The 19,789-nt window shown below is 71.7% G+C and carries 15 protein-coding genes and 4 tRNA genes; 7 read left to right on the forward strand and 12 right to left on the reverse strand.

Annotated features, from left to right (window positions below; all coding sequences use genetic code 11):
- Window positions 1-49: 49 nt before the first annotated feature.
- The gene (locus H295_RS0111280; RefSeq protein ID WP_020135469.1) at window positions 50-886 is read left to right on the forward strand and encodes a hypothetical protein; all 837 of its coding nucleotides are present in this window, start codon (window positions 50-52) and stop codon (window positions 884-886) included.
- Window positions 887-903: 17 nt separating this feature from the next.
- Here H295_RS0111280 and H295_RS0111285 read toward each other — a convergent pair.
- Window positions 904-979: transfer RNA gene (locus tag H295_RS0111285), tRNA-Trp, on the reverse strand.
- 117 nt (window positions 980-1,096) lie between these two features.
- Here H295_RS0111285 and H295_RS0111290 point away from each other — a divergent pair.
- Both H295_RS0111290 and H295_RS0111295 read left to right on the forward strand, forming a co-directional pair.
- Window positions 1,097-2,500 (forward strand): DUF2201 family putative metallopeptidase, encoded by a 1,404-nt coding sequence (locus H295_RS0111290; protein WP_020135470.1) that lies wholly within the window; start codon window positions 1,097-1,099, stop codon window positions 2,498-2,500.
- The gene (locus tag H295_RS0111295) at window positions 2,501-4,294 is read left to right on the forward strand and encodes an AAA family ATPase (protein ID WP_020135471.1); all 1,794 of its coding nucleotides are present in this window, start codon (window positions 2,501-2,503) and stop codon (window positions 4,292-4,294) included.
- 32 nt (window positions 4,295-4,326) lie between these two features.
- Here the strand turns inward: H295_RS0111295 and H295_RS0111300 are convergent, their stop codons facing one another.
- The 6 genes from H295_RS0111300 to H295_RS0111325 all read right to left on the reverse strand — a co-directional run bounded on the left by H295_RS0111300 (window position 4,327) and on the right by H295_RS0111325 (window position 7,477).
- Window positions 4,327-5,538, reverse strand: a complete 1,212-nt coding sequence (locus H295_RS0111300; protein WP_199788574.1) for a ribonuclease inhibitor — start codon at window positions 5,536-5,538, stop codon at window positions 4,327-4,329.
- On the reverse strand, window positions 5,535-6,854 hold the full coding sequence (locus H295_RS0111305; RefSeq protein ID WP_020135473.1) for an SDR family NAD(P)-dependent oxidoreductase: 1,320 nt from the start codon (window positions 6,852-6,854) through the stop codon (window positions 5,535-5,537). The genes H295_RS0111300 and H295_RS0111305 overlap by 4 nt, the downstream gene beginning before the upstream one ends.
- A 34-nt stretch (window positions 6,855-6,888) precedes the next feature.
- Window positions 6,889-6,960 (reverse strand) — tRNA-Ala (locus H295_RS0111310).
- Between the two features lie 9 nt (window positions 6,961-6,969).
- A tRNA-Glu gene (locus tag H295_RS0111315) sits at window positions 6,970-7,041 on the reverse strand.
- Between the two features lie 11 nt (window positions 7,042-7,052).
- Window positions 7,053-7,126, reverse strand: a tRNA-Ser gene (locus H295_RS0111320).
- Window positions 7,127-7,165: 39 nt separating this feature from the next.
- The gene (locus H295_RS0111325; protein ID WP_020135474.1) at window positions 7,166-7,477 is read right to left on the reverse strand and encodes a WhiB family transcriptional regulator; all 312 of its coding nucleotides are present in this window, start codon (window positions 7,475-7,477) and stop codon (window positions 7,166-7,168) included.
- A gap of 168 nt (window positions 7,478-7,645) precedes the next feature.
- Here H295_RS0111325 and H295_RS0111330 point away from each other — a divergent pair, with 168 nt between their 5' ends.
- Window positions 7,646-8,440 carry a VOC family protein gene (locus tag H295_RS0111330; RefSeq protein ID WP_028809260.1) on the forward strand — a complete coding sequence of 265 codons (795 nt, stop codon included), beginning with the start codon at window positions 7,646-7,648 and terminating at the stop codon, window positions 8,438-8,440.
- A gap of 15 nt (window positions 8,441-8,455) precedes the next feature.
- On the opposite strand, the gene H295_RS0111335 is transcribed toward H295_RS0111330, so the two are convergent.
- From H295_RS0111335 to H295_RS0111345, 3 genes are all read right to left on the reverse strand, one after another.
- Complete coding sequence (locus H295_RS0111335; protein WP_020135476.1) at window positions 8,456-9,508, reverse strand: LacI family DNA-binding transcriptional regulator; 1,053 nt, start codon at window positions 9,506-9,508, stop codon at window positions 8,456-8,458.
- Between the two features lie 104 nt (window positions 9,509-9,612).
- On the reverse strand, window positions 9,613-10,527 hold the full coding sequence (locus tag H295_RS0111340) for an ornithine cyclodeaminase family protein (protein WP_028809261.1): 915 nt from the start codon (window positions 10,525-10,527) through the stop codon (window positions 9,613-9,615).
- Window positions 10,528-10,541: 14 nt separating this feature from the next.
- Window positions 10,542-11,519, reverse strand: coding sequence for a multicopper oxidase domain-containing protein (locus H295_RS0111345; protein ID WP_020135478.1), 978 nt, complete (start codon window positions 11,517-11,519; stop codon window positions 10,542-10,544).
- A 189-nt stretch (window positions 11,520-11,708) separates the two neighbouring features.
- Here H295_RS0111345 and H295_RS0111350 point away from each other — a divergent pair, with 189 nt between their 5' ends.
- Together H295_RS0111350 and H295_RS0111355 are read left to right on the forward strand one after the other, a co-directional pair.
- Complete coding sequence (locus tag H295_RS0111350) at window positions 11,709-14,207, forward strand: ThuA domain-containing protein (RefSeq protein ID WP_199788575.1); 2,499 nt, start codon at window positions 11,709-11,711, stop codon at window positions 14,205-14,207.
- Window positions 14,207-16,402, forward strand: coding sequence for an OmpL47-type beta-barrel domain-containing protein (locus H295_RS0111355; RefSeq protein WP_020135480.1), 2,196 nt, complete (start codon window positions 14,207-14,209; stop codon window positions 16,400-16,402). Before H295_RS0111350 ends, H295_RS0111355 begins: the two co-directional genes overlap by 1 nt.
- Here H295_RS0111355 and ligD read toward each other — a convergent pair.
- The gene (gene ligD / locus H295_RS0111360; RefSeq protein WP_020135481.1) at window positions 16,389-17,414 is read right to left on the reverse strand and encodes a non-homologous end-joining DNA ligase; all 1,026 of its coding nucleotides are present in this window, start codon (window positions 17,412-17,414) and stop codon (window positions 16,389-16,391) included. The two genes, H295_RS0111355 and ligD, sit on opposite strands and share 14 nt — an antisense overlap.
- Window positions 17,415-17,488: 74 nt before the next feature.
- Between ligD and H295_RS0111365 the strand changes: the two genes are divergently transcribed.
- Window positions 17,489-18,550: an ATP-dependent DNA ligase gene (locus tag H295_RS0111365; RefSeq protein ID WP_020135482.1), complete on the forward strand. Its 1,062-nt coding sequence runs from the start codon at window positions 17,489-17,491 to the stop codon at window positions 18,548-18,550.
- Window positions 18,551-18,592: 42 nt separating this feature from the next.
- Here H295_RS0111365 and H295_RS0111370 read toward each other — a convergent pair whose 3' ends face one another.
- Complete coding sequence (locus H295_RS0111370; RefSeq protein WP_020135483.1) at window positions 18,593-19,783, reverse strand: zinc-dependent alcohol dehydrogenase; 1,191 nt, start codon at window positions 19,781-19,783, stop codon at window positions 18,593-18,595.
- Window positions 19,784-19,789 lie beyond the last annotated feature (6 nt).

A 19,789-nucleotide genomic window follows, 5' to 3' on the forward strand; every position in this document is an offset into this window, starting at 1 on the left:
CCCCGTATTTCCGGTGCGGGGCGCGCGTCGCCTGCGACATCATGCGGTCATGCGTGACAGCAGCACGGATCAGCGGGCCGTCGGCTTCCTGCTGGACCTGATCGGCGCCGACTCCGCCGTACGGATACGGCGGCGGATCGGCGCGCCGCGGCCGGGCGGCAACCGGCGCGGGGCCGCGCAGGCGGCCCTGAAGCTGACCCCGGTCCCGTCCTCCGTGCTGGTGTGGATCCTGGAGGAGGACGACCCCGAGCTCAACGCGGCGGTGTACGGACACCGTTCAGCGGACGAGCCGATGCGGCGGGCGGTGCTGCGGGGCATGCCGTTCGGCCCCGGCCGCGCGGGCCCCCTGCGCGTGGACACCGTCCTGCGCAAGCACGCGGTGGAACCTCCGGTGCCGCACCCCGTCGTGGCGCTGGGACTCGTCGGCGCGCTGCGGGCCGCGACCGCCATGGAGCCGGCCAGAAACGCCGCTTCCATGGTGCTGGGACCCGACGACTGGCGGACGGTCACCGCGGCCGACCGCGAGCGGCCCCTGCCCGGCTACGCCCGCTGGGCCCTGTCCGTACGCCCCGACTGCCCGCCCGCGCTGCGCGCGCAGTTCGGCAGCCACCCCAAGTTCACCCACCGCGTCCGCAAGGCAGGAGTCCTGGCCGGGTCCGGCGAGTACGCGACCGCGCACGGACCCGCCGCGCAGGTGCTGAACGTGCTGTCCCTGGGCCCCGCGCTGTTCCCCGCGCGCGTACGCGACGCCGAGAACGCCCTGCGCCCCCTGGTGCGCGAGCACCTGGGCGACCGCGAGGAGGCCTGGGCGGTGCTCGCGCAGCTCCTGGACACCTTCCACGGGACCGCGCCGGAGCTGATCATGACGGCGGGCGCGATCGCCTGACCCTGCCGGGCAAGGGGGGCGGGGCGGCTGGATTCGAACCAGCGTGATCCAGTTTTGGAGACCGGTGCGACTGCCTCTGCGCTACGGCCCCGCCCTTGGTCCCCGAGCCTAGTGCGCGGGTCCGACGCCGGTGGCCGTAATGCGCTGGCCCGTTGTCAGTGGGCGCTGCTACCAATGAGGCACGGGGGAATTCGGTACGGGGGGCTCGGCATGGCGTACGGAGAGCGGGGGCGGCGTGTCCCGGTGGTCGACCTGGCCGACCGCCGGGCGCTGGAGCGGTACCGCCCGGCGGACGCGGGGGTGGTCGAGGAGGCGCGGCGGCTGAAGGAGGCCGCGCTGCTGGACTTCGGGCTCACCGAGTCGGCGGTGGCGTCCTGGCTGTACGCCAAGTGCCACCACCAGATCCCCACGACCGCGATCGACACCGCGGCCGTGGTGGCCTCGGGCGACGGCTCCTGCCTGCTGCTCTACAACCCGGACTTCTTCGTCGGCCTCGGCCTGGACGGCGTCAAGTTCGTGCTGTTCCACGAGGCGCGGCACCTCGTGCACCGGCATCTGTTCACCGACCCGGAGCTGCGCGCCGACCCGGTGTTCGAGCTGGCCTGCGAGGTGTCCGTCAACCATGTGGCGCTGGTCCGGCTGGGCCGCACGAGGCTGCCCCTGCTGGCCGGCCGCCCCACGGGGGTCGACCCGCGCGAGGTCCACGACGTCTACGTCCGGGACCTGACGGCACACGGACTGGAGCCGGTGCCCTACGAGGTGTTCACCGAGACGGACATGCGGGTGTACGGCGAGCTGAAGCGCATGCACAGGCCGCCCGTCCCGGAGCGGCGGCTGTGCGTGCACCTGCGGGACGGAGGCGTCCCGGCCGACCAGGAGACCGTCGACGCGGTGACCTCCTCGGCGCTGCTGAACTCCCTGCTGGCGGCCCGGCGGGGGCACGCGGGCGCGGAGCGGGAGCTGCTCGACCTGATGGACCGCACCGAGGACGGCAACGCCCGGGCCGCGCGGATCTGGGGCAGCCTGGGCGCGGGCGCCCTGCGCGGCGAGACCACGCGCACGCGTACGGTCGACTGGTGGCAGCGCTGGCTGGTCGACGTGCTCGGCTCCAGACTGCGCGACGGCGAGCGGCTGGTGTACCCGAAGAAGCGGGGAGCGCTGCTCGCCGCCCTGGGCCAGGACCCGATGCTCTCGCGGCGCGGTCCGGTACGGGAGAAGGTGCTCGTCGTCGCGTACGACACCTCGGGCTCCATGCCGGACCACGTGATCCGGTGGCTCACCCGGCTGGTGGGCCGGATCGACGGGGTCGAGGCGCACTGGCTCTCCTTCGACGCCGTGGTGATGCCGTTCAAGCCGGGCGAGCGGGTCTACGGCGGTGGCGGCACCAGCTTCCAGGTCGTCGCCGACTACGTGGAGGGCCGTACGGAGGTCGGCGGGCGGCGTTGCGACGTCACCCCCGACGCCGTCGTGGTGCTCACCGACGGATACGCCCCGCCCGTCACGCCCGCCGAGCCGGACAAATGGATCTGGCTGATCACGGAGGGCGGCAGCGAATGGCCCGAGACCCACACACCGGCGATGGACTGCCATCGCGTCACCACAGGATCACGGTAAATGACCACGGACACCGAGCAGTTGACGACATCGCGCCTCGAGTCGTTCATCGACGCGATGATCGACATGGGGCAGACGGGGCAGATCTTCGGCGAGCACGGCATCGGCAAGACGGCGACGTTCTTCTCGCACATCGGCCGGGCCCACCCGGACGCCACACTGGTGTACGTCCCGGCGGCCAACCTGACGCCGGACGACCTGCTGGTCAACGCACCCGTGCGCGACCCGCACACCGGTGAACTGGTCCTGCGCCAGCTGGTGATGAGCCAGCTGAAGCCGGGACGGCCGTTCGTGCTGCTCATCGACGACTCCCTCCAGGCGGGCGAGACGATCCAGTCGCAGCTGATGCAGATCGCCTGCAACTGGACGCTCGGGGAGCACGACCTGCGGGCGCTGGGCTGCGTCGGCGTCTTCCTCACGGACAACGAGTCGCTGGCCGAGACCTCGGCCCGCCGCAGCGACCTGGCGCTCCTCGACCGCATGGTGACGTTGCGGATCACGGCGAACGACACCGCGTGGCGGCGGCACCTGGCCGCCAAGTACCGCCCGTGGGACCTGACTCCGGTGTTCTCGCTGTGGGCGTCGCTCTCCCCCGCCCTGCGCGAACTGCTGTCCCCGCGCACCCTGGACCATGTGCTGGCGAACGCTCGGGAGGGCTTTCCGCTGCGCTGGGGGCTGCCGTTGGTCGACGGGGAGCGGCTGCGGCTGGCCGAGCCGGGTCCGGACGGCAGGCCGGGACAGAACCGCACCGCCGAGATCCTGGACCGGATCGCCGCGCTCCTCGGCGTGTCCAACCCCTCGACGATCCCCGACCCGGTCCGGCAGGTGCTGCGGGCCGCGCTGCGGGGCCGCTGGACGGTGCTGCTCCAGGGCCCGCCGGGCTGCGGAAAGACGGAGCTGGTGCGCGAGACCGTGCGGGCGGCCCTGGGCCGGGAGCCGCTGTACTTCTCGCTGCCGGTGACGAACGTCGAGGACCTGTGCGCTCCGATCCCGTCCGCCGACGGCACCCTCGACAACCTGCTGGCGGCGAAGTTCACCGGGCCCGAGCCCAAGGCGATCGTGTGGGACGAGTACAACCGGCCCAAGGACAAGGCCGCGTTCGCCAAGCTCATGGAGATCACACAGGAGTGGTCGCTGGCGGGGCGGCGGATCGAGAACCTGCGGGCACAGGTCGCGGTGCAGAACCCGCCGTACCATCTGGGCCGCAAGATGCTCGTGTCCCGGAACAACATCGCGCAGGCGACCCGGTTCACGGCCTCGCTCCAGGTCGAGCCCGGGGACATACCGGCCAACGAGTGGCTGCTGGCCCGGTACGGCCCGGACGCCGAGACCGTCCTGGAGTGGTGGAAGCACGACATCGACGACGAGGGACGGGCCTGGATCACCAAGCGGACGCTGGAGCGGCTGATCAAGCTGCACCGGCGCGGGCTGCCGCTGGAGATGGGCACCGTCTATCTAGGCGACGGCGAGTACGCGCCCGTCCCGCTCACCGCGCTGATCGACCGCTTCCGGGGCCGCCCGGTCACCGGTCTGCGCGAGCTGGCGCGGGACCTCGACGCCTGGGAGGCCCGGCTGCGCCGCGCCGCCGGCCACTCCTCGGAGGGCGGTGACGACAGCGACACCGTCCACCAGATCCTCGCCAACGCGGAGCTGTCCCAGCTGCGCAAGCACCGCGCGGCCGTGACCCGCCTGGTCGCCCTGCTGCCGGCGAAGCTGCGGGCGACCTACCTGGTGGGCGCGTCGGCGCAGCAACAGCGCTTCTGGACGGAGGTGTTCATGGCGATGGCCCGGTGATCGGGCGTGGGCCCACCGCCGGCTGCCGGTCGTCAGTCGGCGGCCTGCGTCGGCGGGGTCCGGTGCACGCTGCGTACGGCCGCCACGTCCGCCGGTACCGACGGGGGCGGGAGGTGGGCGCTGTGGGCGGCGAGACGGCGTTTGACGCTGGCGGCGATGCCCTCGCCCAGGACGAAGCGGGTGGCCGTGGTGGCGCGCGGTGCGGTGTCCAGGAGACGGTGGGCCTCGCGGCTGCGCAGGCCGGTGTGGGTGAGGACGAGGTGGGTGAGCCGGTGTCCGGCGGTACTGGCGAGGACGTCCGCGATCGTCTCGGCGGCCGTCAGGTCCACGTGGTTGTCCTGAGCGCCGAGCACGGCCGCCGCCCGTACCCGGCCGAGGTCCAGCAACTCCACGCCTGCTGCCGTCGCCGCGGCGACCAGCCGGGCCGCCGCCGAGGGGCCGATGCCGTTGCTCGCGACGGACAGACGGGTGAGCCGGCCGTGCGGCGCCCGTTCCAGCGCGACCGCGAGCCGGAGAGCGCCGGCATCGCTCAACCCGGCCGCGGACACGTACAGTTCGCCGACCGCGCCCGACGCGATCACCTCGGCGAGCGCTCCCGCCCCCGCCTCGCCCAGCGGGTTGCCGCCGACGAACAGCCGCTCGATCCGTCGGCCGTTGTCCGCCGCGGCCGACAGCGCGTCGGCGAGGACGGCGGCCCCGGTGGCGTCGAGTCCGGTCTGGACGAGGTCCAGGGTCCGCAACGAGCGTGCGGCGTCGATGAGTTCGGCGGCCGCCCGGCCGCCTCCGCCGCCGAGCGGGTTGCGCTTGAGCCAGACCCCCGTGACGACCTGCGGCGAGGCCCGCAACTGGTCGGCGATCCGGCAGGCGCCGCCCTCGGTGACGCCGTTGCAGCCGAGGTACAGCGTCTCGACGGCGGTGCCCGCCCCGGCCACCGCGGCGGCTCCGTCGTCGCCCAGCGCGTCGGTCCCCAGCAGCAGGTGCCGTACCGGGGAAGGCCCCTGGGACAGCGCGTCGGCGACCAGCGCGGCACCCTCGGCGCCCAGGGACTGCTTGCACAGGTCGAGGCGGCCGTCGGGCAGCGCCGTACCCGCCACGAAGTCGAGCCGCTCCCCCGCCGGGCGGCCGGACCGCAACCAGTCGAGCAGCGGGGCGAGTTCGGCGACCGGCCGTGGCACGACATGCGGTACTCCCGCGAAGGGTCCGTGCGGTACTCCCGCGAAGGGTCCCCCGGCGTCCGCGCTCACCACTCCGCCTCCTGGTAGTCCTTCAGGAACACGCCCGACACGGGGTCGCCCGCCTCGCCGCGCACGATGGGGTCGTACACCCGTGCCGCCCCGTCCACGATGTCCAGCGGCGTGCGGAACCCGGCGCGGGCCATCCGCTCCTTCTTCGGCGCCGGGTTCTCGTCGGTGATCCAGCCGGTGTCGACGGCGCACATGTGCACTCCCCGCACGGCGAGTTCGGCGGCGCTCGTGCGGGTGAGCATGTTGAGGGCGGCCTTGGCCATGTTGGTGTGCGGGTGTCCGGGCATCTTGTTGCGGACGGCGAACCGTCCCTCCACGGCGGTCACGTTGACGACGTACCGGCGCGGGTGCGGGGAGGCGAGCAGCAGGGGCAGCAGACGGTCGCAGAGGAGCGCCGGGGCGAGCGCGTTGACGAGCTGGGTCTCCAGGACCTCGGCCGGGTCGAGCGCGCCGAGCCGGGCCGACCAGGAGTTCTCCGGGGACGGGTCGGGCAGCAGCCCGGCCTCGTCGGCCTCGCGCAGCGCGACGGGCAGGGCGGCCGCGCCGCTCTCCAGCATGCGCGTCGAGGTGAAGCCGGGTGCCCGTCGCGCCCCTTCGGGCAGCGCGTCCCGCTCCCCGGCGGCGAGGAGGGCGTACGACTCGGGCGGTCGGCGTACCGTCTGCGCGGCGTTGTTGACGAGGATGTCCAGGGGGCGGCCCTCCCGGCACAGTTCCTCGCACAGTCCGAGCACCTGGCGCGGGTCGCGCAGGTCGACGGCGATCACGGTGAGCCGGTCGAGCCAGCGCGCGCTGCCCGGCTCGGCCCGGAAGCGACGCACGGTGTCGTGCGGGAAGCGGCTGGTCACGAGCAGTTCGGCGCCGTCCCGGAGCATCATCAGGGCCAGCTGGAAGCCGATCTTCACGCGCCCGCCGGTGAGCAGCGCGCGGCGGCCCGCGAGGTCGGTGCTCAGACGGCGACGGGCGGTGTTGTCGGCGGCGCAGCGGGGGCAGAGGCGGTGGTAGAAGGCGTCGACCTGTCGATAGGACGTCTTGCAGACATAGCAACTGCGCGGCTTGTGGAAGACGCCCGCGTCGCCGGAGAGGGCCAGCGGCGCGTCCTCGCGCCGGTCGGGGGCACCGGTCGCGGTGGCCGCCATGGCGGTGGCGTCGGCGGCGGCCGTCTCGGCGCCGCGCGCCTTGCGCCGCCGCAGCCGTCCGTCGCGGGCGAAGGACGCGGCGACCTGCTCGGCGCGGAGCCGTACCGGGTCGTCGACGGGCAGCTCGCGCAGTCTGCCGACCGTGCGGTGGAAGGCGGCCAGCTCGTCCTCGTCGATCATGTCCCTGCGCCCCCGCCCCGTTGGTGTCCTGCCGTGGGCCGGGTCGGATTCGAACCGACGTTCCCTTCATGCCATGAAGGCGCGCCTGCCTCTGCGCTACCGACCCCTGTGCCATGGGCCCCGGCCGGATTCGAACCGGCGTATCCGCCTTGAGAGGGCGGCGAGTCTGCCTCTGCTCTACAGGGCCCCGCGGACGCAGCCCGGGGGTCGGATTCGAACCGACGTGTTTCGCCTGAGCAAGGCGGTGCGCCTGCCTCTGCGCTACGCCCGGGTGCGCTCCGGGATCCTAGCCGTACTGCCCGCCGGTCGGCTCATCGGTTTTCCAGCCGCCTGATGTCGAGCCGCTCCTTCTCGGAGAGGCCTCCCCAGACGCCGAAGCGCTCGTCGTTGGCCAGGGCGTACTCGAGGCAGGCCGGGCGCATCTCGCACATGCCGCAGATGCGCTTCGCCTCCCGTACCGAGCTGCCCGGCTCCGGAAAGAAGAAATCCGCCCCGGTCTGCGCGCACAGCGCCTGCGTCTGCCAGTCGAGGCCGCCCGGGCTGATGGTGTCTGTGTGCATGGCCGAGATCGTGCCGGACAGCGAAAAACGTTCGATCAACGCGGGATCAACGACGCCGTTCATGGCCGCGGGCCGCCTCGATGCTCCTCGCCCCGGCCCCCGGACGCACGGCGGCGCGCTGGACCGGTTCGCTTCGGACCCGGCCCGTCCCGGCATCCCGGCGGCGATTGTCAGTGGGCGGTGCCAGACTCGGCAGTGCAGGCAACGGGACCCCGTCAGAGGAGGGCAATGATGCTCACGACCCGTTATGTCACCGGCGCTCCGAACTGGCTCGACCTCGGCACCCCGGACATCGACGGTGCCACGTCCTTCTACGGCGGGCTGTTCGGCTGGGAGTTCCGGCCGGGCCCGCCCGAGGCCGGCGGGTACGGCTTCTTCCAGCTCGACGGCCGGACCGCGGCCGGCGGTATGCAGACCGCCCCGGACCAGGGGCCGCCCTCCTGGACCGTGTACTTCCAGACCCCGGACGCGGACGCCACCGCGAAGGCGGCCGAGGAGGCGCACGGCTCGGTGCTGATGCCGCCCATGGACGTGATGGACCAGGGCCGCATGGCGATCCTCGCCGACAAGGCCGGTGTGCCTTTCGGCATCTGGCAGCCCGGCCGGAACAAGGGCCTGGACATCACCCAGGTGCCCGGCACCCTGTGCTGGGTCGAGCTGTACACCGCCGACCTGCCGATGGCCGCCTACTTCTACCGCGCGGCGCTCGGTCTGGAGACCTACGCGGTCGAGTTCCCCGGCGGCACCTACACGACGGTCCTGCCTGACGGCCAGAGCGAGGACAGCATGTTCGGCGGTATCGTCCCGCTCGTCGACGACCCTCTGGAGGCCCGGGACGGGGCGTACTGGATGCCGTACTTCGAGGTCGTGGACACGGACGCGACGGTCGCGAAGGCACAGGAGCTGGGCGGCAGCGTCCGGCTGCCGGCCACGACCGTGCCGGGTGTCGGCAGGATCGCCAAGCTGGCCGACCCCTACGGCGCCCGCTTCGCAGTGATCAAGAGCGAGCCGCAGACGTCCTCCTAGGGGTCACACCACATCTCACGCCGAGGCGCGCCGCACCAGCGTGGTCGGGAGCACGACACCGGCCGGTGCGGCGCCCGCCGGTGCCGCGCCCGCAGGTGCGGTTGCCGGTGAGGGGTCGAGACCTCTCAGCAGCAGGCGGGCCATCAACCGCCCCATCTCCTCTATGTCCTGACGCACCGTGGTCAGGGGCGGATCGGTCTGCTCGGCGACCGGCAGCATGTCGTCGAAGCCGATCAGGGCCACGTCCTCGGGCACCCGGCGCCCGCGTTCGCGCAGCACGCGCAGGGCGCCGGAGGCGGTGAGGTCGTTGGCGGCGAACACCGCGTCCAGGCCGGGGCACCGGTCGAGGAGCTGCCGCATCGCCCGCTCCCCGCCGGCCGGGGTGAAGTCGCCCGGCGCGACGAGATCCTGGCCGGCGTCCCCCATGACGTCCCGGTAGCCGTCTAGCCGGTCCACCGCGGAGGTCTGGTCGAGGGCGCCGGTGATGTGGGCCACGCGGGTGCGGCCGAGGCCGAGCAGATGCCGTACGGCGTCCCGGGCGCCGCCGCGGTTGTCGCTGTCGACGTAGACGACGTCCGCCGTGCCGTCGCTCCAGCCGGGGCGCCCGCCGAACACCGTGGGGACACCGGCCCGTTGGATCAGCCCGGGCAGCGGGTCGTCGAGGTGGAGGGAGAAGACGAGCGCGCCGTCGACGTGCCCGCCGGCCAGGTAGCGCGCCACGCGCGCGTGGTCGTCACGGCCCTCGGTGAGCAGCAGGACGAGCTGGTTGTCGTGGGAAGTCAGCTCCTTGCTGATCCCTCTGAGCTGCAGGGCGAAGAAGGGGTCGGCGAAGACCCGGCTCTCCGGTTCGGCGACGACGACCGCGACGGCGTGGTGCCGCCGGGTGACGAGGCTTCGGGCCGCCTGGTTGGGCACGTAACCGAGTTCCTCGACGGCCCTGCGCACCCGTTCGACGAGCGGCTCCCTGACCCCGTCGCCGCCGTTCACCACCCGGGACACCGTGGCCCGCGAGACCCCGGCCCGGGCGGCCACGGCCTCCAGAGTGGGACGTGGCGCGGTGTCGTTCACTTCGGGCTCCTCGTCGGCGGGGTGCCGATCAGGATAGCCCTGCGGGAGGACTCCATTGAGAGCGCTCTCGCCACGAGCCGGGCCGGTCCCCTCCGCAACAGGCTTCAGGCCAGCAGGTCCACCCGGTGGCCGACCCCCTCCTGCTGGGCGCGCCCGTACGCCGTCCAGGCCAGCGCGAGGTCCTGCCAGGGCATGCCGACGGGGGCGTAGACCGTGAGGTCCGTGTCGGCGGTCCGGCCGGGATGCTCACCGCGCACGACCTCACCCAGGGTCGCATCGGCCTCCCTCAACACACCGACCCCGGCGGCCAGTTCGCGGTCGTCCACGACCAGGAGGGCCGCGTCCAGCAGATCGGGTGCCAGTTCCGCCTTGCCCGGCTCGTCCACGCCCAGGCTGGTGACGTGCCGGCCCGGCCCGGTGTCGTCCAGGTGCAGCAGCGGTTCCCGGGACCAGGTCGCCGTCAGGACGATGCCGGCGGCCCCGGCCACCTCCGCGGCGGAGGACAGCACCCGGCCCCCGTGCCGCGCGGCGAACTCGGCGGCCCGGTCGGCGGACGTGTCGTGGACGACGAGGGCTCCGCGGGGCCGTAGCGCCGCAAGGCCCTGCACCATCAGCTCGGCCTGTGCGCCCGCCCCGATCACTCCGACGGCTTCGCCCTGTCCGGCCAGCAGATGGGTGCCCAGGGCCGCCGCGAGCCCCGTCCGCCACGCCGTGACGGTCGCCGAGTCCAGCAGCGCCAGCAGTTCGCCGTCGGTGCCGCTGTGCAGGCAGATCACCCCGCGCAGGGCGGGCCGGGCACCGGGGAACTTGGCGTTGACCTTCACCGTGTAGGCGGGAACGCGGGGCAGCAGGCCCGGGATCAGCACGGTCGCCGTGCCGGGGAACGGGAGGTCCGTGCGCACCCGTTGCCCCGCGATCGGCACGCTGTCCGCGGTGCTGAAGCCGTCCCGCAGGGCGTCGAGGCAGGTCGCCGGATCCAGCACCGTCTCCAGATCCGTGCGAGTGAGAAGTAGGGTCACCCGCCCATGATCGGTCAGTGGTGGTGCTCGGCCCGCTGCCCGGTGTGCTCGTGCGGCTCGTAGCCGGGGATCGTGCCGTCCGTCTTCTTCACCAGGAACAGTCCGACCATGCCCATGTCGGAGTGGCTCTGGACGTGGCAGTGGTACATCCACGCGCCCGCCCCGACCCCCTCCCCCGCGATCACCTGGAAGCCGAAGGAGTCCGCCGGTCCCACGATCTTGTTGTCGATGACCTGGCTCGGGTCGTCGGGGCCGGTGAGCATGCCGGTGCGGTTGTCCGCCCAGCGGTGACCGTGCATATGGAAGGTGTGGTAGTACTCGCCGTGCGTGATCATCACGAACTCGACCCGGTCGCCCACCGTGGCCTCGAAGTCGGGCCCCGAGTGCGCGGGCTTGTTGTTGATGAGCATGTCGTTGAAGACGATCGTGTGGGTGGCGTCCGGGAGGACATCGCCCTTGCGGCGGACGACCACCGGGCCGTAGAGGCCCTTGCGGATGCCGCCGGTGCCGTGCTCCGTGCCGACCACGTGGTCGTGGTAGTGCCAGTAGCCCGCGCTGCCCGCCCGCCAGGTGCCGTCGCTGCGGCGGCCCGGCAGATGAGTGCGCCAGGTGTAGGTGCGGGTGCCGCCCGGCTCGACGTCGCTGTGGTTCAACGCCGTTCCGTCGCTGGAGACTTCGTAGTCCAGGCCGTGGACGTGCAGGCTCGCCCGGACGTCCATGGTGTTCTCGAAGTCGATGTGCAGGGTGTCGCCCTCGTTGAGCTCGATGAGCGGTCCGGGGACGGTCGCCCTGCCCTTCTCAAAGCCGTAGCCCATCTGCCCGTCGGGGAGCCGCTCGGCGTACAGCTTGATCCGCCTGACCTCGCCGCCCGGGGGCGCGAGCGCCGGACCTGCGTCACTGTGCGCCTCCGGTGCGAGTGACAACGATGTCGCGACCGCCGCGCCACCGAGCAGCACCCGCCGGTTGAAGCCACGTCTGTCCAGTGCGCCCATGCGGAACTCCCCACCGTGGTAAGGGTTTGACGGAGCAGTACCTGTGATGAACCTGTGAGACGGTACCGGCCCGCCAGCCGTTTATCCACACTCAGGACAAAGTTGATGCGATCCCGGTCATAGGTATTGGCGAGCGGGGCGAAGCGGTCTAGCTTCCATGGCGCTGTTGCTGCGACCGAGGAGGTGCCCATGCACTTACGAGGGTTGAGCGCGAGAAGCGGAGGAACGACGAGAAGACGGGCCCGTGGGGCGATCGTGACCGCCGGGGTCGTCGCCGCCGGGCTGTTGTCCGGCCCCGCCGCGGGGGCGGCTCCGCCGCCCGAACCGACGGCGACAACGATGTCCATCACCTCGCCCCCGGGCGGCGGGGCGGTGCGGGTGCTGGTCTTCTACGGCTCCGCGGCCGGCGGCGAGGAGTCGCCGGTGGTCAACGCGGGGATCGCGGCCGTCGAACGGATCGGGCTCTCGGGCCCGGCGGACCAGCGGTTCGAGACCGAGGCCACGGACGACGCCAGGGTCTTCACCGACGAGAGGGCGCTGAGCGGCTACAACGCGATCGTCTTCCTGACCGGCGGCGGCGATGTCCTCGACCCGGACCAGGAAGCGGGTCTCGAGGCCTACATGGAGGCGGGCGGTGGCTTCGTCGGCATCCATGACGCGGCCCGGGCGGAGCCGTACTCCGACTGGTTCACCGGACTCGTCGGCGCCCGGCCGGCCCCCACGAGCCCGACGGCCGTCCAGCGGGCCACCGTCGAGGTCGGCGACCGGCAGCACCCGGCGACCAAGGACCTGCCGGTGCAGTGGAAGCGCCCCGACCAGTGGTTCAACTGGGTGAAGAACCCGTCCGGCGACGTGCACACCGTCGCCCGGGTGCGCGAGTCGACGTACCGGCCCGGCACCGGCGCCAACGGCTGGGACCATCCGGTGAGCTGGTGCCGGGACTACGACGGCGGCCGGTCCTTCTACACCGGCATGGGCGGCACGGTGTCGTCGTACGACGAGACCGACTTCCGCACCCATCTGCGCGGCGCGCTGCTGTGGACCTCACGGCTCGTCCGGGCCGACTGCAAGGCGACCATCAACGCCAACTACAAGGCGGAGCGCCTCACCCGGCCCAACCAGCCGGGCCACAACGACCAGATCGGCGAACCGCACGGACTGGTGACCGCGCCCGACGGGCGGGTGCTCTACATCGGCCGGGGCGGCGCCGACTCCTCCCAGCCGGTGATCACCGACTGGAACAACCCCGACATCGGCAAGGGCACGGGCGAGATCCACGTCTACGACCCGGCGACCGGGAAGGTCACCCTCGCGGGCGCGCTGACCGTCTTCGGCAACAAGGGCGGCGGCGACGAACTGGTCAAGGTGGAGGAGGGGTTGCTCGGGATCGAGCTCGACCCGCGGTTCGAGGAGAACGGCTGGGTGTATCTGCACTACACCCCGCACTCCCGGCTCAACCGCGACACCCAGATGGCCGAGCGGCGGGTCTCCCGCTTCACCCTCGACCTCGCGACGAACCGGCTCGACCTGAACAGCGAGAAGGTGCTGCTCAAGTGGCCGGTCCAGGTGCACAGTTGCTGCCATGCGGGCGGCGGGATGTCCTGGGACTCGAAAGGCAACCTGTACATCGCGACCGGCGACAACAACTCCAGTGGTTTCAGCGGGGGTTACTCCGGCAACAACCCGCAGCCGAACTACAAGGGCGTCTCCTTCGCGGACGCGCGCCGCACCGCGGGCAACACCAACAACCTCAACGGCAAGATCCTGCGCATCCATCCGGAGGCCGACGGGACGTACACCCTCCCCGAGGGAAACCTCTTCACCGGCAAGGAGACCGCCGAGGGCGGTGGCAAGACGCGCGGTGAGATCTATGTGATGGGGGTCAGGAACCCGGCCCGGATCTTCGTCGACAAGAAGACCGACGTCCTCTACGCGGGGTGGGTCGGTCCGGACGCGGGGGCGCCCTCGACGACCTGGGGCCCGGCCAAGTACGACACCTTCGCCGTCATCACCAGGGCGAGCAACCGGGGCTGGCCGTACTGCATGGGCAACAAGCAGCCCTACCGGGACCGCAACCTGCCCAACCCCGACCAGCCGCTGGGCTGGTACGACTGCGACCACCCGAAGAACGAGTCGCCCAACAACGACGGTCTGGTGAACCTGCCGCCGGTCACCGGCAACAACATCTGGTACTCGCCGCAGGGCGGCGCCCCGGACTATCCGCGGGACGCGAACGGCATCCCCTCGTACAAGCAGGAGGAGGCCACGTACCTGCTGCCCTGGCTCAAGGGCGGCGGCCAGGCCGCGATGAACGGCCCGGTCTACCGCTACGACACCGCCGCGGCGACCAGCACCGTCAAGTGGCCCTCCTACTGGGACGGCAAGTGGTTCGTCGGCGACTTCTACGACGCCGACCAGCCGCGCAACGCGGTGATCACGGACCCGAGGACCCACGGCGAGGGCGGACTCCCGGTCCACTCCGAGTCGCTCAAGAAGATCGTGCCGATCGGCAACGACGGCATCAAGAACCTCATGGACTGGAAGTTCGGTCCTGACGGGGCTCTGTACGTCCTCGACTACGGGCGCGGCTTCTTCACCTCGGACGCCAAGTCGGCGCTGTGGAGGATCACTTACCAGGGCGGCGGGCCAACCCCGGTCGCCGGACAGCTCGTGAGGGGAGGGCAGTAATGCGCCACCGAAGAGCTCTGACCGTCCTGTTGGCCGCCCTGCTGATGATGCTGGGCCTCCAGGCGACGTCCACGGCACAGCCCCGGCAGGCTCCGGCGGCCGCGGCCCAGACCCTGACCTGGACCGCCGGCGACGACATCACCAAGTACACCTCCGCGCCGACGACGGCCGTCGCCGGTACGGCCACGATCGTCTTCGAGAACAGCACGGCCACCGGCAACACCACCGGGATGCCGCACACGCTGACCTTCGTGACCAGCGATCCCGAGTTCAACGACGACGTCCAGCTCAACATCCTCGCCAACCCGAACGACGACACGGGAGGCCGTCACACCGCCGAGGTCACGCTCACCCCGGGCCGTTACTTCTACCACTGCACGATCCCGGGCCACGGCCAGATGCAGGGCATCCTGGTGGTGAGCGAGGGCACCGGCCAGGACACCACCGCGCCGACCGCCGCGGCCCGGGTGACCGGCACACAGAACGCGCAGGGCCAGTACGTCGGTTCGGCGAGCGTGGCCCTCACCGCCACCGACGAGGCCGGCGGATCCGGCGTCGACCGGATCGAGTACGCGATCGGGGACACGGGTGCCTGGCAGCCGTACACCGCCCCGGTCGTCGTCGGCCAGGCCGGCGACCACAAGGTGCGCTACCGGGCCGTCGACAAGGCGGGCAATGTCTCCGCCGAGCAGAGCGCCGCCTTCACGGTGGTGCCGCCGCCGTCCGACGACAGCGTTCCGCCGGACACCTCGGCGACGGTGAGCGGTGAGAAGAACCCCGACGGCACGTACATCGACATGGCCACGGTGACCGTCTCGGCGTCCGACACCGGGTCCGGGGTCGACACCGTCGAGTACGCGGTGAACAACGGGGCCTGGCAGCCGTACACGATGCCCGTGATGGTGCATCAGGTCGGCTCGCACACCGTGCGGTACCGGGCGACCGACAAGGCGGGCAACGTGGCCGCCGAGAAGAGCGTCGCCTTCACGGTGGTCGCGGCGGCCCCGCAGGACACCGTCCCGCCGGTGACCGGTGTGACCGTGGACGGCACGCGGAACTCCGACGGGGCCTACGTGGGCAACGCGAAGGTGACCGTGAGCGCCACCGACACGGGCGGTTCGGGTGTGGCCGGCATCGCGTACTCGATCGACGCCGGACCCTATCTGGCGTACACGGCTCCCGTGGTCGTCGACCGGGCGGGCACCCACACCCTCGCGTACCGTGCGACGGACAAGGCGGGCAACACCTCGGCCGCGCGCACGGTGACGTTCACGGTGGTGTCCAGTCAGGTCCCGGCGCCCAACTGCCCGGAACTCGACGAGCGGTTGACGGTGATCGTCGGCGCGGTCGACTCGGGGGTGCCGAACCGGATCACCAACAGCCGGTGCCGGATCAACGAGTTGATCGAGGACGAGAAGGAGTGGACCTCCCACGCCCTGTTCCTCAAGCATGTGAAGACCGTCCTGGACAGGCTCTTCCGGGAGGGGGTGCTCGACGCGCGCGAGTACGACGCCATCGACGCGGCGGCCCGTGAGTCCGGCATCGGCAGGCCGGGCCAGACCGAGGGCTATCGCACGATCCTCGACGGCAGCGCGGCCTCGTTCGCCAAGTGGCAGCAGGTGGGCGGAGGTTCCTTCGCGCCGAACGGCGACGGCTCGATCACGTCCGGGACCACCAGGGACGGCCTCGGCATGCTCTGGTTCCCGGAGCGCACGTACGGCGACTTCTCGCTCAAGCTCCAGTGGCGGGACGACGCCCCGGGCACCGGCAACGCCAACTCCGGTGTGTTCGTGCGGTTCCCGTGGGTCCACGACCACCCGGAGGAGCCCAGGCCGGAGTGGGCGGCGATCAAGTACGGCCACGAGGTGCAGGTCTTCGACCGCCCCGACGGCGACATGTACAAGACCGGCTCGGTCTACGGCTTCGACCGTGTCGGCCTCGCCGGCGCCGGCGTCACCCAGAAGGGCACCTGGAACGACTACGAGATCCGGGTGGTCGACCAGCACTACTCGGTCTTCCGCAACGGCGTGCTGATCAACGAGTTTGACAACTTCGGCGGTCAGGACTTCTACCCGGCCCGCTCGGACGACCCGGGCACGGACGGGCGGCGGTTCGCCTCCGGCTACATCGGCCTCCAGGTCCACAGCACGACGGACGTGGTGTCGTACCGGGACGTCAGGATCAAGGAGTTGTAGAACCGGGCTTCCTGGCCCGGCTCGGCTGTACCCGCTTGGGCTCCCCCGGCATCTTCGGATACTCGGGCGGGTACGGCAGATCGCCGAGGCCGTGGTCGTGCTCGTCCTTGCGGGCGAGTTCGAGCAGGGGCTCCAGGGAGAACGCGTGATCGTCCATGTCCGCGTGCACGTCGCCGAGTTCGGCGAAGCGCGCGGGCATGGTCGCGAGGTCGAAGTCCCGGGGGTGCGCCTCGCCGACCTCCTCCCAGCGCAGGGGAGCGGAGACCGGGGCGTGCGGGCGCGGGCGTACGGAATAGGCGGAGGCGATCGTGCGGTCGCGGGCCGTCTGGTTGTAGTCGAGGAAGATGCGCTCGCCGCGCTCCTCCTTCCACCACTTGATGGTCACGTGGTCCGGCATCCGGCGTTCCATCTCCCGGCCGACCGCGATCGCCGCCCGCCGTACCTGCGTGAAGGTCCAGCGCGGTTCGATGGGCACGAAGACGTGCAGGCCGCGTCCGCCGGAGGTCTTGGGCCAGCCGCGCAGACCTCCGAACTCCTCCAGCACCGCCCGCAGTTCATGGGCGGCGCGCACGGCGTCGTCGTAGTCGGTGCCGGGCTGCGGGTCGAGGTCGATGCGCAGTTCGTCGGGGCTGTCGACGTCGTCGCGGCGGACCGGCCAGGGGTGGAAGGTGAGCGTGCCGAACTGGGCGGCCCACAGCACGGCGGCCTCCTCGGTGGGGCACATCTCGTCGGCACTGCGGCCGCTCGGGAAGGTGATGTGGGCGGTGGGGATCCAGTCGGGCATGTTCTTGGGCGCCCGCTTCTGGAAGAAGTTCTCGCCGGTCACCCCGTCCGGGTAGCGCTCCAGGGTGGTGGGACGGTTGCGCAGGGCGCGCAGGATGCCGGGGGCGACCGCCTGGTAGTAGCGGGCCAGGTCCAGCTTGGTGAAGCCGCGCTCCGGGAAGAAGATCTTGTCCGGGCTGGACAGCCGTACCGTCCGGCCGCCCGCCTCCAGTTCCACCGCGTCACCCATGCGGCCACCGTAGGCCCACGGGGCACAGTGTGCATATCAGGCGAAAAGCATCCCCTCCCAGCAGAATCGGAGCCATGGATCTGCCGGTGATGCCCCCCGTGAAGCCCATGCTCGCCAAGTCGGTGGCGAAGATCCCGCCGGACATGCACTACGAGGCGAAGTGGGACGGGTTCCGGGCGATCGTGTTCCGGGACGGGGCCGAGGTCGAGCTGGGCAGCCGTACCGGAAAGCCGCTGACCAGGTACTTTCCCGAGCTGGTGGAGGCCCTGCGGGAGCGGCTGCCGGAGCGCTGTGTGATGGACGGGGAGATCGTGATCGCGCGGGAGGGCCGCCTCGACTTCGACGCGCTGACCGAGCGGATCCACCCGGCGGACTCACGGGTGCGGACGCTGGCCGAGCGGACCCCGGCCTCCTTCGTCGCCTTCGACCTGCTGGCGCTCCAGGACGAGTCCCTGCTGGACGTGCCGCTGGCCGAGCGCAGGAAGCTGCTCACGACCGCCCTGTCCGAGGTGACGGCGCCGGTGCACCTCGCGCCCGCGACGACCGACATCGGGGTGGCACAGCGGTGGTTCGAGGAGTACGAGGGCGCGGGTCTGGACGGGGTCGTCGCCAAGCCGCTCACCGGGCGCTATCTCCAGGACGAGCGCGCCATGTTCAAGATCAAGCACGAGCGCACCGCGGACGTGGTGGTGGCGGGTTACCGGCTCCACAAGAGCGGTCCGATCGTGGGCTCCCTGCTGCTCGGCCTCCACGACGACCGGGGCAGGCTCCAGCATGTGGGTGTGTCGGCGGCCTTCCCGATGAAGCGGCGTGCCGAGCTGATCGACGAGCTGGAGCCGCTGCGAATGCCGGACGCGAGCGGCCATCCGTGGGCGGCCTGGGCCGAGGAGGCCGCCCACGAGAGCGCCCGGCTGCCCGGGGCGCCGAGCCGCTGGTCGGGCAAGAAGGACCTGTCCTGGGTGCCGCTCAGGCCGGAGCGGGTGGCGGAGGTGGCGTACGACCACATGGAGAACGGCGCACGCTTCCGCCACACCGCGCGCTTCCGCCGCTGGCGGCCCGACCGGACCCCCGAGAGCTGCACCTACGCGCAGCTGGAGGAGCCGGTGCGCTACGACCTGGACGAGATCCTGCGCTGACCGGGGCCGGCACCCGGATCGCCGGCAAGAGGTCGGCAGAGGTCAGGGCGTCATCAGCACCTTGACCGTGCCGTCCTGCTTCTTCTGGAACATCTCGTACGCGCGCGGGGCGTCGGACAGCGGCACGCGATGGGTCGCGAAGTCGTCGACGCCGAGCGGGTCCTCGTCGGTCAGATACGGGATGATCTCGTCGCTCCAGCGCCGGACGTTGGCCTGGCCCATACGGATCTGGATCTGCTTGTCGAACATGGTGAGCATGGGCAGGGGGTCGGCCATGCCGCCGTAGACGCCGGTCAGGGAGAGGGTGCCGCCGCGCCGCACCAGCTCGATCGCGGTGTGCAGGGCGGCGAGCCGGTCGATGCTGAACCGCTCGGCGAAGGGTCCGCTGATCCGCCTCGGCAGCAGGGCCGAGGCGTTCTGGGCGAGCCGGGCGGCCGCACTGCCGTGGGCCTCGGTGCCGACCGCGTCGATCACGGCGTCGGGACCGCGCCCGTCGGTCTCGTCGCGGATCGCCTGGACCAGCTCCTTCTCGTTGTCGAAGCTCCTGAGGTCGTACGTCTCCACACCGCGCGCGCGTGCCCTGCGCAGCCGTTCGGTCACCAGGTCCACGCCGAAGACGCGCCCGGCGCCGCGCACCTGGGCGACCCGGCAGGCCATGTCGCCGATGGGCCCGAGTCCGAGGACCGCCACACTGCCGCCCTCGGGGACGTCGGCGTAGGCGACGGCCTGCCAGGCGGTCGGCAGCACGTCGGAGAGGTAGACGAAGCGGTCGTCCGGCGGGCCCTCGGGGACCTTGATGGGCCCGAACTGCGCCTGCGGGACGCGCAGGTACTCGGCCTGGGCGCCCGGCACCGCGCCGTACAGGCGGGTGTAGCCGAACAGGGCGGCGCCCATGCCCTCGCTGGTGACCTGGGTGGTCTCGCACTGGGTGGGCAGCCCGGTCATGCACATCCAGCAGTTGCCGCAGGCGATCTGGAAGGGCACGACGACGCGGTCGCCCGCCGCGAGGTCGGGCACCCCGGCGCCGACCTCCTCGACGATGCCCATGGGTTCGTGCCCGAGGATGTCGCCCGGGGTCATGAACGGGGTGAGCACCTCGTAGAGATGCAGGTCGGAGCCGCACAGCCCGGTGGAGGTGATGCGGATGACGGCGTCCGTCGGTTCCTTGATTCTGGGATCGGGCACCTCTTCCACCCGTACGTCCCGCTTGCCCTGCCAGGTCACAGCCTTCATCGCCCG

Origin of the sequence: Streptomyces sp. 351MFTsu5.1 (assembly GCF_000383655.1) — a bacterium.
Classification (GTDB): domain Bacteria; phylum Actinomycetota; class Actinomycetes; order Streptomycetales; family Streptomycetaceae; genus Streptomyces; species Streptomyces griseorubiginosus.

What these genes read in the sequence shown, in the direction of transcription:
- H295_RS0111280 (WP_020135469.1), top strand. Translation starts at nt 50, where the DNA reads ATGCGTGACAGCAGCACGGATCAGCGGGCCGTCGGCTTCCTGCTGGAC.
- H295_RS0111290 (WP_020135470.1), top strand. Translation starts at nt 1,097, where the DNA reads ATGGCGTACGGAGAGCGGGGGCGGCGTGTCCCGGTGGTCGACCTGGCC.
- H295_RS0111295 (WP_020135471.1), top strand. Translation starts at nt 2,501, where the DNA reads ATGACCACGGACACCGAGCAGTTGACGACATCGCGCCTCGAGTCGTTC.
- H295_RS0111305 (WP_020135473.1), bottom strand. Translation starts at nt 6,854, where the DNA reads ATGATCGACGAGGACGAGCTGGCCGCCTTCCACCGCACGGTCGGCAGA.
- H295_RS0111325 (WP_020135474.1), bottom strand. Translation starts at nt 7,477, where the DNA reads ATGAACGGCGTCGTTGATCCCGCGTTGATCGAACGTTTTTCGCTGTCC.
- H295_RS0111330 (WP_028809260.1), top strand. Translation starts at nt 7,646, where the DNA reads ATGCTCACGACCCGTTATGTCACCGGCGCTCCGAACTGGCTCGACCTC.
- H295_RS0111345 (WP_020135478.1), bottom strand. Translation starts at nt 11,519, where the DNA reads ATGGGCGCACTGGACAGACGTGGCTTCAACCGGCGGGTGCTGCTCGGT.
- H295_RS0111350 (WP_199788575.1), top strand. Translation starts at nt 11,709, where the DNA reads ATGCACTTACGAGGGTTGAGCGCGAGAAGCGGAGGAACGACGAGAAGA.
- H295_RS0111355 (WP_020135480.1), top strand. Translation starts at nt 14,207, where the DNA reads ATGCGCCACCGAAGAGCTCTGACCGTCCTGTTGGCCGCCCTGCTGATG.
- ligD (WP_020135481.1), bottom strand. Translation starts at nt 17,414, where the DNA reads ATGGGTGACGCGGTGGAACTGGAGGCGGGCGGCCGGACGGTACGGCTG.
- H295_RS0111365 (WP_020135482.1), top strand. Translation starts at nt 17,489, where the DNA reads ATGGATCTGCCGGTGATGCCCCCCGTGAAGCCCATGCTCGCCAAGTCG.
- H295_RS0111370 (WP_020135483.1), bottom strand. Translation starts at nt 19,783, where the DNA reads ATGAAGGCTGTGACCTGGCAGGGCAAGCGGGACGTACGGGTGGAAGAG.